At 47.1% G+C, this 17,377-nt stretch carries 15 protein-coding genes; 6 read left to right on the top strand and 9 right to left on the bottom strand.

The features are described from left to right. Window positions 1-81: 81 nt before the first annotated feature. The 6 genes from WA325_RS06175 to zapA form a co-directional block, all read right to left on the bottom strand. Window positions 82-1,764, bottom strand: a complete 1,683-nt coding sequence (locus WA325_RS06175) for an AMP-binding protein (protein WP_336183326.1) — start codon at window positions 1,762-1,764, stop codon at window positions 82-84. Window positions 1,765-1,951: 187 nt separating this feature from the next. After that, window positions 1,952-2,356, bottom strand: coding sequence for a DUF350 domain-containing protein (locus WA325_RS06180; protein ID WP_010335217.1), 405 nt, complete (start codon window positions 2,354-2,356; stop codon window positions 1,952-1,954). A gap of 14 nt (window positions 2,357-2,370) precedes the next feature. After that, the gene (locus tag WA325_RS06185; protein WP_336183327.1) at window positions 2,371-4,728 is read right to left on the bottom strand and encodes an endonuclease MutS2; all 2,358 of its coding nucleotides are present in this window, start codon (window positions 4,726-4,728) and stop codon (window positions 2,371-2,373) included. A 20-nt stretch (window positions 4,729-4,748) separates the two neighbouring features. After that, the gene (polX, locus tag WA325_RS06190) at window positions 4,749-6,461 is read right to left on the bottom strand and encodes a DNA polymerase/3'-5' exonuclease PolX (RefSeq protein WP_105953454.1); all 1,713 of its coding nucleotides are present in this window, start codon (window positions 6,459-6,461) and stop codon (window positions 4,749-4,751) included. Between the two features lie 72 nt (window positions 6,462-6,533). Continuing rightward, window positions 6,534-7,067, bottom strand: a complete 534-nt coding sequence (locus WA325_RS06195) for a CvpA family protein (RefSeq protein WP_024122409.1) — start codon at window positions 7,065-7,067, stop codon at window positions 6,534-6,536. Window positions 7,068-7,073: 6 nt separating this feature from the next. Next, the gene (gene zapA / locus WA325_RS06200; RefSeq protein WP_024122410.1) at window positions 7,074-7,331 is read right to left on the bottom strand and encodes a cell division protein ZapA; all 258 of its coding nucleotides are present in this window, start codon (window positions 7,329-7,331) and stop codon (window positions 7,074-7,076) included. 133 nt (window positions 7,332-7,464) lie between these two features. Between zapA and rnhC the strand changes: the two genes are divergently transcribed. Then, window positions 7,465-8,406, top strand: a complete 942-nt coding sequence (gene rnhC, locus WA325_RS06205; protein WP_336183328.1) for a ribonuclease HIII — start codon at window positions 7,465-7,467, stop codon at window positions 8,404-8,406. Between the two features lie 36 nt (window positions 8,407-8,442). On the opposite strand, the gene pheT is transcribed toward rnhC, so the two are convergent. Both pheT and pheS read right to left on the bottom strand, forming a co-directional pair. Continuing rightward, complete coding sequence (pheT, locus tag WA325_RS06210) at window positions 8,443-10,857, bottom strand: phenylalanine--tRNA ligase subunit beta (RefSeq protein WP_105953453.1); 2,415 nt, start codon at window positions 10,855-10,857, stop codon at window positions 8,443-8,445. A gap of 15 nt (window positions 10,858-10,872) precedes the next feature. Then, entirely contained in the window at window positions 10,873-11,907 is a 1,035-nt protein-coding gene (gene pheS / locus WA325_RS06215; protein WP_059335559.1) for a phenylalanine--tRNA ligase subunit alpha, read from the bottom strand. Between the two features lie 83 nt (window positions 11,908-11,990). On the opposite strand from pheS, the gene WA325_RS06220 reads away from it, so the two are divergent. After that, window positions 11,991-12,239 (top strand): hypothetical protein, encoded by a 249-nt coding sequence (locus tag WA325_RS06220; protein ID WP_202852729.1) that lies wholly within the window; start codon window positions 11,991-11,993, stop codon window positions 12,237-12,239. A 24-nt stretch (window positions 12,240-12,263) separates the two neighbouring features. Here WA325_RS06220 and WA325_RS06225 read toward each other — a convergent pair whose 3' ends face one another. Beyond that, window positions 12,264-13,010 carry a TrmH family RNA methyltransferase gene (locus WA325_RS06225; RefSeq protein ID WP_103671718.1) on the bottom strand — a complete coding sequence of 249 codons (747 nt, stop codon included), beginning with the start codon at window positions 13,008-13,010 and terminating at the stop codon, window positions 12,264-12,266. A gap of 120 nt (window positions 13,011-13,130) precedes the next feature. Between WA325_RS06225 and sspI the strand changes: the two genes are divergently transcribed. The 4 genes from sspI (at window position 13,131) to WA325_RS06245 (ending at window position 17,368) form a co-directional block, all read left to right on the top strand. After that, window positions 13,131-13,346, top strand: coding sequence for a small acid-soluble spore protein SspI (gene sspI, locus WA325_RS06230; RefSeq protein WP_010335228.1), 216 nt, complete (start codon window positions 13,131-13,133; stop codon window positions 13,344-13,346). 68 nt (window positions 13,347-13,414) lie between these two features. After that, a complete protein-coding gene (locus tag WA325_RS06235; protein ID WP_336183329.1) occupies window positions 13,415-14,521 on the top strand; it encodes a CdaR family transcriptional regulator in 1,107 nt (368 codons plus the stop codon). A gap of 103 nt (window positions 14,522-14,624) precedes the next feature. After that, window positions 14,625-16,037: a glycolate oxidase subunit GlcD gene (glcD, locus tag WA325_RS06240; protein ID WP_336183330.1), complete on the top strand. Its 1,413-nt coding sequence runs from the start codon at window positions 14,625-14,627 to the stop codon at window positions 16,035-16,037. Continuing rightward, window positions 16,034-17,368, top strand: coding sequence for a (Fe-S)-binding protein (locus tag WA325_RS06245; RefSeq protein WP_202852732.1), 1,335 nt, complete (start codon window positions 16,034-16,036; stop codon window positions 17,366-17,368). The genes glcD and WA325_RS06245 overlap by 4 nt, the downstream gene beginning before the upstream one ends. The last annotated feature ends 9 nt before the right edge of the window (window positions 17,369-17,377 follow it).

A 17,377-nucleotide genomic window follows, 5' to 3' on the forward strand; every position in this document is an offset into this window, starting at 1 on the left:
TCATTCATAATTTTATGATAAGAAGGATTTTCCGGTTTGTCAAGTTTATTCATAAATGTTCTCTTTTTCTTGCTCTATTTGTTACTTGATATGATGATTTTCGGTTTCTTCTTCAAGTAAACGCCTTCTTAAAATTTTCCCAACCGCTGTTTTCGGAAGCTCTTTTCTGAATTCATAGGCTTTCGGCACTTTATAGGGTGCGAGACGGGCTCTGGCGAAAGCGTCCAGTTCTGCTGCGTCGGCTTGTGCGCCTTTCTTTAACACGACAAACGCTTTTACCGTTTCCCCTCTGTACGAATCAGGCACGCCTGCAACGACAATTTCCTGAATCGCTTCATGTTCGTACAGCGCTTCTTCAACTTCCCGCGGGTAAATATTATAGCCGCCTGCGATAATGATGTCCTTCTTCCTGTCGGCAATATAGAAAAATCCATCTTCATCCATATAGCCCATGTCTCCGGTGAAGAGCCATCCGTCCTTTAAGACAGCAGCCGTTTCCTCCGGCTTGTTCCAGTACCCCTTCATGACCTGCGGGCCTTTTACGACGATCTCACCATGCTCATACGGGGCGGCAAAATGGCCAGTCTCGTCAGAGTAAATGGCTGCGTCTGTATTTGGCCAGGGACAGCCGATACTGCCGGGTTTGTTTTTTCCCAAGATAAAATTAGCGTGTGTCACCGGAGATGCCTCGGATAAACCATATCCCTCCACAAGCTTTCCGCCAGTCACCTTTTCAAATTGCTGCTTCACCTCGACAGGGAGAGCGGCTGAGCCGCTGAGGCAGCTTTTAATGGATGACAGATCGTATTGCTGTAATTGGGGATGATGCAAGAGGCCAATGTAAATCGTCGGCGCGCCGGGAAACAGTGTCGGTTTTTGTTTATCGATGATTTTGAGCGTGTGCAGTGGATCAAACTTGGGAAGCAGGATCATTTCAAATCCTAGTTTAATCGAATAATTCATCACTGCTGTCAGCCCATAGACGTGAAAAAATGGGACAATGCCAAGCACTTTTTCATCGCCTTCCTTTACGTTGTACATCCAAGCCGCACACATTTCAGTATTGGCTAAAATATTTCTGTGCGTGAGCATGACTCCTTTGGGCGCTCCCGTCGTTCCTCCGGTGTATTGCAGAACGGCGATATCATGCTCAGGGTCAATGTCCGGAATTGTGATCAGCTCTGTTTTTTCCCGCTTCATGCTCGAAGCAAAGGTATGAATATTGTCGTTTTCATCATAGTCAATGTGCACTTTTTGTTTTTGCGTAAGCGGATAGAGAATATTTTTTGGAAACGGCAAATAGTCTTTTATACTCGTCACCACTATCTGATCTACGATTGATAACGTTTTCATTTTTATTGCCTTCGGGAAAAGCAAATCTAAGGTGATGATCACCCTGGCCTCTGCGTCTCTCAGCTGATATTCGAGCTCATGCTCAGTGTAGAGCGGGTTTGTCTGCACCACGATACCGCCGGCAAACAGCACCCCGTAATAAGAAATGATGGATTGCGGACAGTTGGGCAGCATGACAGCCACTCTGTCTCCTTTTTGCAGGCCATTTTGCTGCAAAAAAGCTGCGAGTTTAAGAGCATCGGTCAAAATATCATGAAAGGTGAGTTTTTTTCCGAAAAAAGATACGGCTGTTTTGTCAGGGAATCGTGCGGCGGAGTCTGTCAGGATGGATTGCAGGGTTTGGTTCGGCAACGGAAGCTCATGCGGGATATCGTCGGGATACTCGGCAAGCCACGGCTTTTGAGACTGCATAAAACCTCCCCTTTCGATTTTAGAGTTCACCCTATTATTATAGCAGATGGACGGCAAAAAAAAGAAAAAGAAAGGAAAATCTTTCTTTTTCTCATCATACGAACAGATATATAAGACCAATCAACAAAAAGATTCCTGCCGCGGCGAGCAGTATTTTTGCAAGCTTTTCCATCTATTCTCCGTCCCCTTATATTCCGGCTGCCACAACAAATGAGAGCCCGACAGAAATGACAAATGAAATAAAGCCGACAGCCCGGTTATCATTTTCAATTTCTTGATCAATTTTAAAGCGCGGTGTCAAAAACTCAAAAATGAAGTAGCTGATCAAAAGCATAACAAACCCGTACACACCCCAGCCGATCATTTGCAGCAGAGAATTGTGCTGAGAGATGGAGTGCTGGAACACATTTGCTATTCCTAAAATTTTCCCGCCTGTTGCCATTGCCACAGCGAGATTTCCATTTTGAATCTCTTCCCAGTTTTTATAAGCTGTCACCAGCTCAAACACAGTCAAAAAGAGGACGAGGCAGAGAACCGCGACACTGTAATACGCCGCGATTTCCACAAGCTCGTTTTCCCAAAAATCACTCATGGCCATACTCCCTTTTATTTTAATTCAACAATTGTAACGCCTGATCCTCCCTCACCAGCTTCACCGAAACGGGAGTTTTTAACGCTGCGGTGATTTTTCAGGAGATCCTGCACGCCTTTTCTTAAAGCGCCGGTACCTTTGCCGTGGATAATGGATACCCTTGGATATCCCGCTAACACCGCGTCATCCAAGTATTTTTCAACACGGCTGAGGGCATTTTCATAGCGCTCGCCGCGAAGATCAAGTTCAAGCGATACGTGGTAATCTTTGCCCTTAACCGCCGTAATGAGTTTTTCTTTTTTTGGTTCCGGAGCCGATTTGATAAATTCCAAGTCTTTTTCTTTCACTTTCATTTTTAAAATGCCGATTTGAACATTCCATTCATTGCCGCCGGTTTTTTCAAGCAATGTTCCTTTCTGCCCGAAAGTAAGGACTTTTACTTCATCCCCCGGCTTCAAGACGCGTTTTTGCGTTTTCGGTTTTTCCGGTTTTTTGGACTTTTCAAAGGTCGGCATCGCGCCTTCTAACCGTTTCTTCGCGTTAATCAGCTCGTGATCCTTGAAGGATTTGTGTTCTTCTTTAATCGAGCGTAATTCGTGAATGATGTCTTCAGCTTCTTTTGTGGCCGCTTTAACTTTTTCAGCCGCCTGCTGTTCGGCCTCTTCCATCAATTTGTCTTTTTTGCTGTTGAGTTCAATGATTTGCTGCTGCAGCTCTTTATGCAGCTTTTCGGCTTCTTTTCTGAACGCCTCTGTTTCAGAAAGCTCTTCTTCCGCCCGTTTTTTGCTTCGTTCAAGAGACGCAATCATCGTATCGACCTCATTATGCTCGGCCGTCATTTCTGATTTCGCCTGCCCGATAATATGGTCCGGAAGCCCGAGCCGTTTAGAAATTTCAAAGGCGTTGCTTCGTCCCGGTACACCAATTAAGAGCTTATAGGTTGGTGAAAGTGTCTCAATGTCAAATTCGACACTGGCGTTCATGACGCCTTCTCTGTTATAGCCATACGCCTTTAACTCCGGATAATGCGTCGTCGCTAATACTCTGGCATTGGTGCGGTGGACTTCATCCAAGATGCTCATGGCGAGTGCCGCGCCTTCTTGCGGGTCTGTACCCGCTCCCAGTTCATCAAAGAGCACAAGGCTGTTTTCGTTGACTTGTTTTAAAATGCCGACAATGTTCACCATATGGGAAGAAAATGTACTTAAGCTTTGCTCGATCGACTGTTCATCGCCGATATCAGCGAACACATGCTCAAATACAGCGGCTTCCGATCCTTCATCTGCCGGAATATGAAGACCCGATTGCGCCATTAAGGTCAACAGCCCCAGTGTTTTTAATGTAACTGTTTTCCCCCCGGTATTCGGTCCTGTAATCACGATCGTTGAAAAATCGCAGCCCAGCTCGATGTCATTGGCGACCACCTGATCAGACGGAAGCAATGGATGGCGCGCTTTTTTCAGACGGACAAATCCGCTGTCATTCATGGTCGGTTTTGTAGCTTTGACCGCTTTTGCGTATTTCGCTTTTGCAAAAATGAAGTCAAGCGTCTGCAGGACTTGCAAATCTTGAAAAAGCTCCTCTGTGTGCTCCGCCGTATGCTCTGTCAGCACGCGTAAAATCCGTTCAATTTCTTGCTTTTCTTTCACTTTCGCCTGCTGAAGCGAGTTGTTCATATCTACAATCGCCTGCGGTTCAATGAACAGAGTCGCGCCAGAAGAAGAGGTGTCATGCACAATGCCTCCGTAGCTTGATCTGTACTCTTGTTTGACCGGGATCACAAAGCGGTCATTTCGGATTGTAACAATCGTATCAGACAGCATTTTCGAAGCGGAGGAGGAACGCAGAATGGACTCTAACCGGTCTCTGATTCTCGATTCGAGCGTTCTGAGCTGCGTGCGGATTCCTCTTAACGTTTCTGACGCGTGATCAAGCACTTCGCCGTGATCATCTATGCAGGAATTAATTTCTCGTTCTAAATCGGGCAGTGTCATGAGCTGTTCAGTATATTGCTGCATCAGCGGAATGTCGACTCCGTCTTCAGCCATTTGTCCGAGAAAGTGTTTCATTTGTTTGACTGCGTAAAGCAGCCCTGATATTTCAGTGAATTCCGAGGGACTGAGAACGCTGCCGATTTCCGCCCGTCTTAATGCCCCTCTGATATCGGTAAGGCCGCCAAACGGTGCCTGGCCTCGCAGCCGGATGATCGCAGAGGCTTCATCTACCTCATCCAGCTGTTTTTTGATTTCGTCAATCGAAGCAGAAGGCTTTAGCTGGAGAAGCATTTCTTTTCCGAGCGATGAAGCGGCGTGCTCGATTACCTGTTCTTTCACTTTATGGAATTCAAGAGATGATAATACTTTTTGCTGCACGGTTGTGTGAGCCTCCTTACTTAATCGTTGCGCTTCAGGAATGCCTGTACGTCTTCAAGCGACCGGGCATTCAGGACGTTTTTCGTTTCCGTCCAGCCTTTGCGCGCGGCAGTGACGCCGGTTTTCATATCGTTTAACATCTCAATGTTATGGGCATCGGTATTAATGACCAATGTAACCCCTTGTTCATTTGCTTTGATTAAATGCTCTGTCCGCAGGTCGAGACGCGCAGGGTTAGAGTTGAGTTCAAGCGCCGTATTTGTTTTCTTCGCGAGCTCAATCAAATTGTCGATATCGATTTCGTAACCGGCACGTCTGCCGATGAGGCGTCCGGTCGGATGGGCGATAATGTCAACATGCTTGTTGGTCAGTGCCGTCTCAAGCCGCTTCATAATGACGTGCTCCGGCTGATTAAAGCTTGAATGGATGGATGCAATGACCAGATCCATTTCCGCCAGCACATCGTCATCATAATCAAGTGTGCCGTCAGGAAGAATATCCATCTCAACGCCTTTAAAAATACGGAAGTTCTCAAACTCAGCATTCAGCGCGTCAATTTCTTTCGCCTGCTGCTTGAGCCTTTCAGCAGTCAGCCCGTTGGCGACCTTTAAATATTGCGAGTGATCAGTGATGGCCATGTACTGATAGCCTTTTTCCATGCATGCTTCAGCCATTTCCCTGATAGAAAAGGCGCCATCGCTCCATGTGGAGTGCATGTGAAGATCACCCTTGATTTGATCGTGCTCTATGAGTTCAATGCTGTCGTTGTAGGTTTCCACCTCTTGCCCGCTTTCACGGAGTTCCGGCGGGATCAGCGGCAAGCCGAAGTGTGCGTAAAATTCCCGTTCGCTCGGGAAGGTTTTGATTTCTCCTGTTTCAACCGTCTCGACGCCGTACTCACTGATCCGTTCACCGCGTTCTTTTGCAATTTGCCGCATTTTGATATTGTGGTCCTTCGATCCCGTAAAATGATGAAGAGTTGTCGGGAATTGTTCTTCCGTCACGAGACGGAAATCGACACTTGTTTCATATTCAAAGGAAAGAATGACCGATACCTTCGTGTCCCCGCTGGCAATGACGCTTTTGATGTTTGGCAGCGCAAGCAGCTGCTCTCTTACTTCAGCGGGATGATCCGTCGCAATAATATAATCCAGATCTTTGACGGTTTCGCGTGCTCTGCGGAGACTTCCGGCACGGGAATATTTGATGATGTCTGTCAATTGAGAAAGATGCTCTTCAATTTCCCGCGCGACCCGGAGCGCATAGCCGATCGGAAAACGTTCAGGCTGTTTTCCGGCTTCTCCGAGCGCCTGTAATATTTTTTCTTCTGATTTCTTGCCGAATCCCGCAAGCCCTTGGACTTTCTGCTGTTCGCATGCTTCCTTCAATGATTCTGCATCATGTACGCCAAGCTCTTTATACAGCTTTGCGATTTTTTTGCCGCCGAGCCCCGGGAGCTTCAATAAAGGCACCAGCCCTTCCGGCACCTCCTGCTGCAGTGATTCAAGCGTACTTGACTTTCCTTCATCTATATATTCTTTTATGACGCTGTACGTGCCTTTTCCGATACCGGACAGTGACATCATGTCGTCCATTTCTGATAAACTGCGGTCGTCCTGTTCCAGGGCTGCCGCTGCTTTTCGGAATGCGGAAACTTTAAACGGGTTGTCCCCTTTCAGTTCCATGTAGACTGCAATGGTTTCCAGCAGCCGGATAATATCTTTTTTATGCATAGAATAACCCCCAGACGTTCACATATGTTTCCATCATACTTGAAAAAAACTTCTCCGGACAAGAGAAGTTTTTTATCCTCCGTATTGCGTCCAAAGCTCCTGTAAAAGCCCTGATAAATACGGTGTATGGTTGATCATGACATTTGCGAGAGACGATTGCCCCATCATTTGCTGTAAGCCGTCTATCGGAAGTACGGAAGCAACATACAGCAGCACAAATGTAAATAAATAGACTTCCAGAAAACCGAGAACGGCGCCGAGCATTTGGTTGATTTGTTTAATCACAGGAATGCCCGCTACAATACTTAGGAATGAGCCGATGATTCTCAGTAAGATTTTAGCGATAATAAATAGAACGACAAACGCAATCGCATTATAGTAGGCTGCTTCCAGATTTCCCGAGAAAAAAGAAAACGCCGGCTGTCCCGCTGAAAAATCGGGCGCAGGAATCCACTTCAAATGCGGTGCGACATTTTTATAGAATAAAGACGCAAACGCGATCGAAAGAATAAAGCTCGTCAAGCGGATAAACTGGAGGATAAAACCGCGTTTTAATCCCAGTAAAGTCCCCATCAGGAGCAAGATTAAGATGATGATATCTAGCATAGTTGTTCAATCCTTTTCTTTAAGCTGACGCTCCAGTTTTTCATATTGCTCTTTTAATTTCACATAGTCGTGCACCACATTTACCGCTGTCAGCACTGCAAGTTTATTTATATCAAGATATGGATTTTTTTGATTGATTTCTCTCATTTTATCATCAACAATTCCGGCCACATATCTCATATGGGCTCTGCTTTCTTCACCGATCATAGTGAAGTGCTGGCCGTAAATGTCAACGGTTGTTTTCGTTTTTTTGCCGTCAGACAACGTTTCTCCTCCATTCCGTGAGAATCCTAGTTCCTATCATAACACGTTTATTAAATGAATGGAAAGACGAGCCTCCCGCTGTTATGATACACTGGTAGATACAGCGAATCGTGTAAAAAAAGGAGATTATTACGTGTCCCATTCTGTGATAAAAGTACCAATGTCTGCTATTGACCAAATGAAAACAGCGTATAACAGTTCACTTACTGCATCTGTGCCGCAGGGTGCCATTTTCCAGGCAAAACCGGCAGGCTGTACCATTACAGCTTATAAGTCAGGGAAGGTATTGTTTCAGGGCAAAAACGCAGAGGCAGAATCTGCCCACTGGGGAACTGCTGAGCCGCAGGAAAAGAAAAAAACGGCAAAAAAGCCGGCTGATTCACGCTACGCCCCTCCAACAGATATCGCAGGGATGTCTGTCATCGGCTCTGACGAAGTCGGAACCGGAGATTACTTTGGCCCAATGACGGTTGTCTGCGCATACGTTGACAAAACAAAGCTTCCTTTAATGAAGGAACTCGGTGTGAAGGATTCTAAGCACTTAAAGGATCCGCAAATCATTGAGATCGCCCGAAGCCTGATCAAAACCATTCCGTACAGCCTGCTCGTTTTAAAAAACGAAAAGTACAACAGCATGCAGGAACGAGGCATGAGTCAGGGAAAAATGAAAGCTCTCTTGCATAATCAGGCCATAACCCACCTTTTGCGAAAAATGGACGGAGTAAAGCCTGAGGCGATTCTGATCGACCAATTCGCCGAGCCCGGCGTCTACTACAACCATTTAAAGGGAAGAGACATTGTACAGGAGCGCACCTATTTCAGCACAAAAGCCGAAGGCATTCACCTGTCAGTAGCTGCTGCATCGATTATTGCAAGATATTCCTTTTTAATGGAAATGGATAAGCTTTCGCGCGAGGCAGGAATGACACTGCCGAAAGGGGCCGGCCCTCATGTAGATGAAGCGGCCGCCAAACTGATCATCAAAAAAGGGGCATCCGCTCTCCGAACCTTTACAAAACTCCATTTTGCCAATACGCAGAAAGCGCAGCGCCTGGCGGATAAAAAACGTTCATAGAAAAAAGCTTGCAGAGAATATCTGCAAGCTTTTTTCTTAGCCTCTCAATACGGCCTGATAAGTGTTTTCTAACGCTTTCAGCACTTTGTCGTGCGCTTTTGCCACTTCTTCTTCAGTCAGCGTTTGCTCCGGGTTTACATATTGGAGTGAGAAAGCGACTGACTTTTTGCCTTCCTCCATATGCTCTCCTTCGTAGACGTCAAAGACGGTTACTTCTTTCAGCAGTTTGCCGCCCGCCTCTTTGATGACGCTCTCGAGCTGGCCGCTTGTCACTGATTGATCTGTCACAAGCGCGATATCACGTGTCACAGACGGATATTTCGGAATCGCCGTGTACACGAGCGGCGCCGTGTCTGCTGTGAGCAGCGTGTGAAGATCAAGTTCGAACACGTACGTTTCTTTAATATCCAGTTCTTTTTCCAGTGAAGGGTGGACTTGGCCAATAAAGCCGATAAGAGAGCCGTTTAAAAGAATGTTCGCAGTTCTGCCCGGGTGCAGCTGTTTTCTTTCTGATTGCACAAATTCAATGCTGTCCAGGACGTTCAGTTTATCTAACAGCCCTTCAACAATTCCTTTTGCGACAAAGAAATCGACCGGTTTTTTCTCGCCCTGCCACAGATGCTTGCGCCATAAACCGGTTACTGCACCTGCCACGCGCTCCGTTTCAACAGGTTTTGTATCCTCTTCCTTCGTCAGGAAAACGGAACCGACTTCGTACAATGCAACCGAATCAGTTTGTCTTGCCAGATTGTAAGAAACGGACTCAAGCAGATTCGGAACAAGGCTGTGTCTGAGAATGCTTCTTTCTTCACTCATCGGAAGCGCAAGGACAGTGTTAAACGATTTTTCAATCGCAAATGCCGCCGCTTTTTTCTCGTTTGTTAATGAGTAGGTAATCGCTTGTGATAAGCCGGCTCCTTCAAGGAAACGTCTGACTTTACGGCGTTTTGCCTGGTAAGGCGTCAATCCGCCTGTTGTTCCCGCTGTTTCAGGAAGTGTGGACGGAATGTTGTCGTAGCCATACAATCTTGCTGCTTCTTCAATCAAATCCTCTTCGATTCGAATGTCACCGCGGCGTGACGGAACAGTCACAACGAGCAAGTCATTTGCTTCTCCGACAGCAAAGCCAAGACGCTGATAAATGCTGATCAGTTCTTCTTTGCTGATCGTCATGCCGAGAACGCTGTTCACCTTTTCAGCCGATACATGAACGTTGTTCGCTTCGATTGTGAGATGGTCTTCTTCAACAGTTCCGGCAAGCACTTCACCGCCGGCATACAGGTGGATCAGCTGTGCCGCACGTTCTGCCGCAAGGCGCACACGCGCAGGATCAATGCCTTTTTCGAATCTTGCACTCGATTCACTTCTCAAACCAAGATCTTTTGAAGCCTTGCGAACCGTCTGCCCGTTGAAGAACGCAGCTTCAAGCAAAATCGTTGCTGTGTCTTCCCGAACTTCTGATTCTGCTCCTCCCATAACACCAGCAACGGCTTGTGCTTTCGACCCGTTTGTAATGACAAGGTGATCGGCAGACAGTTTTCGTTCCTGATCGTCGAGTGTTAAGATTGTTTCATTTTCAACAGCTTTTCTGACTACAACTTCCTTAGAGCCGAATCTGTCATAATCAAACGCGTGAAGCGGCTGTCCGTACTCTAATAAAACAAAGTTTGTGATATCCACGACGTTGTTGTGCGGGCGAATGCCTGCATTCATCAGTTTCGTCTGCATCCAAAGCGGTGACGGAGCAATTTTTACATTTTTAATGATTTTGGCTGCATACAGCGGATTTGCTTCCTGGTCTTCAACTTTGACAGAAATGTAGTCTGACGCTTGTTCTGAAGCCACTGGGTAATCCGTTTGCGGAAGCTTTACCTCTGTGTCTAAAATCGCTGCAACCTCATAAGCAACACCAAGCATGTTCATCGCATCGGCGCGGTTCGGTGTTAAACCGAGCTCTAAGACAGCATCGTCAAGCTGTAAAGCAGCTAACGCATCACTTCCTGCTTCAACCTCATTTGGGAAAACGAAAATGCCTTCCGCATATTCCTTCGCCACAAGCTTGCTCTCAATACCGAGCTCTTGTAAAGAACAAATCATGCCGTTTGATTCTTCACCGCGAAGCTTGGCTTTTTTGATTTTGAAATTGCCCGGCAGCACCGCTCCGACTGTAGCGACTGCAACTTTTTGCCCTTTATCCACGTTCGGCGCGCCGCAAATGATTTGGACGGGTGCCTCAGCTCCGATATCTACAAGGCACTTATTCAGCTTATCAGCGTTTGGATGCTGTTCGCGCTCCAGCACATGGCCGATGACAACGCCTTTAATGCCTTCTCCTTTATACTCAATTCCTTCAACTTCAATACCGGCTCTTGTTATTTTCTCAGCAAGAACAGCCGGATCCATGCCTTTTAAATCAACATAATCCTCTAACCATTTATAAGAAACAAACATTCTAGCATCCTCCTCTTACGCCTGTTTAAACTGCGAAATAAATCTGACATCGTTTGTGTAGAAGTGGCGGATATCATCGATGCCGTATTTCAGCATCGCGATGCGCTCAACACCCATTCCGAACGCAAAGCCCTGATATTCCTTCGGATCAAAGCCGGCCATTTCCAGCACATTCGGGTGAACCATGCCGGCGCCGAGGATTTCGATCCAGCCTGTTCCTTTACATACAGAGCAGCCGTTTCCTCCGCACTTAAAGCACGTTACGTCTACTTCCACTGAAGGCTCGGTAAACGGGAAGAAGCTTGGGCGAAGTCTGATTTCACGGTCTTGCCCGAACATTTTTTTCGCAACCAGTTCAAGGGTTCCTTTTAAATCACTCATGCTGATGTTTTTATCAACAACAAGCCCTTCAATCTGCATAAATTGGTGAGAGTGCGTCGCGTCATCATTATCGCGGCGGTATACTTTTCCGGGACAAATGATTTTAACAGGCCCTTTGCCTTTGTGCTTTTCCATCGTCCGCGTCTGAACAGGAGAGGTTTGCGTTCTCATCAGCATTTCCTCTGTGATGTAAAAGCTGTCCTGCATATCGCGGGCAGGGTGTTCTTTCGGCAGATTAAGCGCTTCGAAGTTGTAGTAGTCCGTCTCGACCTCAGGGCCTTCTTCAACGGTATAGCCCATGCCGATAAATAGATCTTCAATTTCTTCAATGACAACAGTGAGCGGATGGCGTCCGCCGATTGCGACAGGATTACCCGGGAGTGTGACGTCAATTGTCTGTCCCGCAAGCTTCTGTTTCATTTCTTCTTCCTCAAGCTTTTCGTTTTTAGCTGCAATCGCATTGGCGATTCGTTCTCTTACCTCATTGGCAAGAGCGCCCATTTTCGGACGCTCCTCCGCAGAGAGCTTGCCCATTCCGCGCAGCACTTCTGTGATCGGCCCTTTTTTTCCGAGATATTGAACCCGAATATCATTGACAACCTTCAATGAGCTTGCCGCTTCTACTTGATCTAAAGCTTCTTGTTCCAGCTGTTTTAGCTTTTCTTCCATTTTGCATCCTCCTTTTATGTAAACAAACCGTTATATGTCTTTGGAAAACAAAAAAACCCGCCCCTTATAGGACAAGGGACGAGTTGTGGCCGCGGTACCACCCTTATTTCAGACAGACTGATGCTGTCGTCAGCTTCATTGACATAACGGAATCAGATTCCGGTTCACCTTTACGCGCAAGGTGCGCGGTCCCGGTGACAACTCGAGAGGTGAAACCAATTTCCGGCTGCTTTAAAAATGCTCTCAGTCTGCGGCATTTTCTCCCTGGAAGGCAGTTGATGAGAAATCGAGATCCTCTGTCACGGTTTTTCAAATATTATGTTCTATTATAGTGAAATACTCCGCTCGGCGCAACACTATCCTCGCAAGTGGTACACCAGGATAGCCGCCGCAATTGCAACGTTCAGTGATTCAGCCTGCCCGTACAGCGGGACGTACAGGTTTAAATCTGTTTTTTCCAGCAATCCGGCATCCACCCCTGCCCCTTCATTGCCGACGATTAAAGCAAATGAACCGGATGGTGAGATGTCCTGGTAAGGCGCCCCGTTTTGCAGTGCTGTGCCGTACACTTTTACGCCCTCTGCTTTTAATTCATCCACGTATGATTGTAAATTTCTTCTCACAACAGGAATGTGAAAATGGGAGCCTTGCGCGGATCGCAGCGTTTTTCCGTTAAACGCGTCCGCCGTGCCGTCACCGAGCACAACCGCATCCAAACCGGCTGCGTCCGCCGTGCGAATCATCGTGCCGAGATTCCCCGGATCTTGAACAGCGTCAATCAGCAGCACACGTTTAGGCGGCGCGAGATGTTCTTCCGGCATATGGCAAACAGCGGCGATCCGCTGCGGTGTTTCCGTTTCTGTAACAGCTGAAAACGCGTCTTCGCTCAGCACGTAGCACTGGATGCCCATATCAAGATTCGGCGGGATGTCCGCTTCATCCTTGACAAGAATTTCTTTCACCGCGCCCGGGCTCTTCAAGGCTTCTTCAACAAGATGTTCTCCTTCAATCAAATAGGTATTCGTTTTTGTTCGTTCTTTTTTTGTGTGAAGTTTTTTCCAATCCTTCACTTTTTGGTTTTTTGCCGATTCTATTTGTTTCACTGTCTGTGTGGCTCTCCTTTTTTTAACATGATGTTATTATATCGCAAGAACAGCACATAATAAACCGGGTGCAGGGTTAGAATATACGTATTACATTTTAGAAAAAAAGGAGCGCTTCATATGGATCTTAATTTACGTCATGCCGTCATTGCCAATGTAACCGGCAATGATCAGGAGCAGCTTGAGCACACAATTGTGGACGCGATTCAAAGCGGTGAAGAAAAAATGCTTCCGGGACTCGGCGTTTTGTTTGAAGTCATTTGGCAGCACGCATCTGAGAGTGAGAAACAAGAAATGTTAAAGACGCTGGAAGGCGGATTAAAACCTGCCCAATAGCACATCAAAACCGGGTGACAGCGCCCGGTTTTTTTCTTATATAATAAAAACATGAGGGGGATCGCCGCATGTTTTTACAACCGCTGTTAGCGAAAAAAATCATTGCCGAAGTGAAAAAAATGTACGAACGTGAAGTCATTATTGTCAGCACAGACGGCCTCATTATCGCAAGCACAAATGATGAGCGAGTCGGGCTATTTCATGAAGGAGCGCTTATCTGCGCGAAAGAGAAACGCAATGTGATCATTACAAAAGAAGATGAAAAGAGGCTCAAAGGGGTAAAGGCGGGGTTAAACCTCCCCGTATTTTCTGAGCGTGATGTCATCGCCGTGTTCGGACTGACGGGAGAACCTGCTGAGATTCAGCCGTACGGGGAGCTGCTCAGGAAAATGACAGAGCTGTTTATTAAAGAATCGTGGCATTTGGAGCAGACCCAGTGGCGCGAGAGAATGCTGGAATCCTTTATGATCGACTGGCTGCAATTAAAAGAATGGTCTCCGGGTTTTCTCGAAAAAGCGCAGCTTCTTGGCGTTGACCTTACCTCCCTCCGCCAGATGATCCTCATTCAAGGGCACGAATGGTCACCCGGCGATATTGATCAAATGACACGCGCCTGGAAATCAGTGTTTCCATCCGATTTATTCATCAGATGGGGAAATGAACGTATTCTGATTAATCACGAAGTGCCGAAACATGAACAAAAGGAGCAGCTTTTGCGGCAAATTCAGCTTATTTGTTCATTGGCTGAACGCCTCGGAAACAGCCGCGCAGCTGCCGGCGCCGGAAGGGCTGTCGCAAGCTCCGGCCTGCCGCAGTCATACGAACAGGCAGAAAAAGCGCTGGCCGTCAGCCTCAAACGCAAAACCGCCGTATGCGAGGAAGACCTGAAGCTTGACATGTGCCTGACTGAGATCAGCCCGGGGACACGACATGAATTTCCGCAAAGAGTATTTCAGGAAGCGCTCCGAAACGAAGAGCTTATGAATACGATACGAACTCTCTTCCATTACGATTTGTCCCTGAAAAAAACGGCTGAAGAGATGCATATTCATATCAATACGCTCCGCTATCGCCTGTCAAAGGCTGAACAGCTGACGGGTTTAAGTTTTCAGCGCACAGAGGACATCGTCACGATGTACGTTGCGCTCTATTTTTTAGATCAAGATACAAAATAGAGAGAGTTTCAGTTTCATATTTTGTATGTTTATCCATAGAAGGCTTCTCTTTTTTTCTTTTACAATAGATTGAAAGCGTTTTTTGACAGGGGGATGGGTGAACATGATCACCAAAGACGTAAAAGAACAGCTGATCCAAATCGTCGGACCGGAAAACTACGATGACTCGAAAGCCGGCCGTCTCGTGTATTCATATGACGCGACACCGCAATTTCAGTCTATGCCGGATGCAGTGATTGCGCCGAGAGATCCACATGAAGTATCACGTATTTTAAACATTTGCAGTGAGCACCGTGTACCGATTGTTCCGAGAGGATCGGGGACAAACCTGTGCGGGGGCACGTGCCCTACTGAAGGCGGGCTTGTTCTTCTCTTTAAGCATATGAATCAGATCCTTGAGATTGATGAAGAAAATTTGACGGCCACAGTCCAACCTGGCGTTATTACCTTGGATATAATCCGTGCGGTTGAAAGCAAGGGGTTGTTCTATCCGCCTGATCCGAGTTCTATGAAAATATCAACCATCGGAGGAAACATCAACGAAAATTCCGGCGGTCTCCGCGGCTTAAAATACGGCGTCACCCGTGACTACGTCATCGGGCTGGAGGTTGTTTTGGCAAACGGAGATATGATCCGCACTGGGGGAAAACTTGCAAAGGATGTAGCCGGGTATGATCTCACGCGCCTTTTTGTCGGCTCAGAAGGGACACTCGGCATTGTGACAGAAGCGATTCTCAAACTCGTGCCGAAGCCAGAAACAAAGAAGACGCTGCTCGCCCTTTATGAAAATATTGATGCCGCTGCTCAAACAGTGTCAGCCATTATTTCCGAAAAAATTATACCGGCTACGCTTGAATTTCTCGATCAGCCTACCCTTTTGGTGATTGAGGATTATGCCAAAATCGGCCTTCCGACAAATGCGAAAGCGGTTCTTTTGATCGAACAGGACGGGACAGCTGAGACCGTGGCTCGTGACATGGAAAAAATTGAGGCAATTTGCAAAAAAGGCGCTGCCGTCTCCGTTCAAACTGCGCAAACAGATGAGGAAGCATTCGCCCTCACTGAAGCCCGGCGTTCAGCGCTTTCTGCACTTGCCCGCTTAAAGCCGACCACCATTTTGGAGGATGCGACTGTACCGCGGTCAGAAATCGCGAATATGGTAAAAGCCATTAATGACATTGCCGCAAAATACGATATTTCGATCTGCACCTTTGGCCATGCCGGGGATGGAAACCTTCATCCGACATGCACCACAGACATAAGAAATAAAGATGAAATGCAGCGAGTCGAGCAGGCTTTTGCCGAGATTTTTGAAAAAGCGATTGAGCTTGGCGGCACAATTACCGGGGAGCACGGAGTCGGGGCCATGAAAGCGCCTTACTTGGAAATGAAGCTGAAAAAAGAAGGCATCGCCGCGATGAAAGCAATGAAAGCGGCATTTGATCCCAAAAATATCTTAAACCCGGGCAAAGTGTTTGCGAAAGATGCCAGAAAACGTGTGGTGACGGAAAGATGACAACAGAAAAAGAAATGAAACAGATCCAACATGAGTTTAAAGAGCGTATGGATGAAAGCGAACTTTTGAATTGTATGCGCTGCGGTTTCTGTCTGCCTTCTTGCCCGACCTATATCGAATCCGGTTTTCAGGAATCTCACTCGCCGCGCGGGCGAATCGCCTTAATGAAAGCAGTCGCCGACGGTGTGATTGAACCGGATGAAGATGTCGAGCGTTCACTGTCTCTTTGCCTCGGCTGCCGCGCGTGTGAACCGGTATGCCCATCAGGCGTTAAATACGGACAGCTGCTGGAGGAAGCAAGAGATATTATCCACCAAAATAAAAAGCACTCGCTCAGCGCGCGTGTTATGAGAAAAGCGGCTTTTCAGGAGCTCTTTCCGCATCAAAACCGCATGCGTTCGGCTGTGAGTCTCATTGGTTTGTACCAGCGGTCAGGGCTGCAGACGGCTGTGCGAAAAACCGGCATGCTCCGCATTCTGCCTGAGCATTTGCGCACGATGGAAGCCGTTCTTCCGGATGTGCCTAAACGTGAAGAAATGAAGCATCGGCCGCGTTTACTGCCGGCGGCCGGCCCAGCTAAAAAAAGGGTTGCCTTTTTTTCAGGCTGTTTAATGGATACGATGTTTTTGCCGACAAACAATGCCACGCTGAAACTGCTGCAGCTGGCAGGCTGTGAAATTGTCATCCCGCCTGAGCAGGCATGCTGCGGCGCACTGCATGGACACAGCGGCGAAAAAAATGCGGGAAAAGAGCTTGCGAAACAAAACATCGCCGCGTTTGAAGCGTTAGACGTAGATGCTGTCATTACAAACGCGGGCGGATGCGGAGCTTTTCTCACTGAATACGGCCATTTGCTGAAGGATGATCCCGAGTGGTCGGAGCGGGCTGTTTCATTTGTGCAGAAGCTAAAAGATTTTTCATCGGTTTTGATTGAGCTTGATTTTCACCAAAAAGACTTGGAGCTTGAAACACCTAAGCTGATTACCTATCAAGATTCATGCCACCTGAGAAATGTAATGCATACATCTTCGGAGCCCAGAAAGCTTCTTCAAAGCATCAAGGGAGCTGAATTCAGAGAAATGGATAAAGCGGACAGCTGCTGCGGATCAGCGGGAATTTACAATATTGTTGAAGCAGACATGTCAATGAAGATACTGGACAGTAAAATGGCTGCTGTCAAAGCAACCGAAGCAGCGGTCATTGTAACCGCCAATCCAGGATGTCTTTTGCAGATGAAGCTCGGCATTGAACGAGAGGGGTTAAACGGCAAGGTCCGAGCTGTTCACCTTGCTGATTTGCTATTAGAAGCCGCCGGATCGCTAACATCATAAGAAAGCCCA

Source organism: Bacillus sp. 205(2023) (genome assembly GCF_037027485.1).
In the GTDB taxonomy this organism is placed as follows: domain Bacteria; phylum Bacillota; class Bacilli; order Bacillales; family Bacillaceae; genus Bacillus; species Bacillus halotolerans.

Excerpts from the sequence above, each read along its gene's own strand:
- WA325_RS06175 (WP_336183326.1), bottom strand. The coding sequence starts at position 1,764 with ATGCAGTCTCAAAAGCCGTGGCTTGCCGAGTATCCCGACGATATCCCG.
- WA325_RS06180 (WP_010335217.1), bottom strand. The coding sequence starts at position 2,356 with ATGAGTGATTTTTGGGAAAACGAGCTTGTGGAAATCGCGGCGTATTAC.
- polX (WP_105953454.1), bottom strand. The coding sequence starts at position 6,461 with ATGCATAAAAAAGATATTATCCGGCTGCTGGAAACCATTGCAGTCTAC.
- WA325_RS06195 (WP_024122409.1), bottom strand. The coding sequence starts at position 7,067 with ATGCTAGATATCATCATCTTAATCTTGCTCCTGATGGGGACTTTACTG.
- pheT (WP_105953453.1), bottom strand. The coding sequence starts at position 10,857 with ATGTTTGTTTCTTATAAATGGTTAGAGGATTATGTTGATTTAAAAGGC.
- pheS (WP_059335559.1), bottom strand. The coding sequence starts at position 11,907 with ATGGAAGAAAAGCTAAAACAGCTGGAACAAGAAGCTTTAGATCAAGTA.
- sspI (WP_010335228.1), top strand. The coding sequence starts at position 13,131 with ATGGATCTTAATTTACGTCATGCCGTCATTGCCAATGTAACCGGCAAT.
- WA325_RS06235 (WP_336183329.1), top strand. The coding sequence starts at position 13,415 with ATGTTTTTACAACCGCTGTTAGCGAAAAAAATCATTGCCGAAGTGAAA.
- glcD (WP_336183330.1), top strand. The coding sequence starts at position 14,625 with ATGATCACCAAAGACGTAAAAGAACAGCTGATCCAAATCGTCGGACCG.
- WA325_RS06245 (WP_202852732.1), top strand. The coding sequence starts at position 16,034 with ATGACAACAGAAAAAGAAATGAAACAGATCCAACATGAGTTTAAAGAG.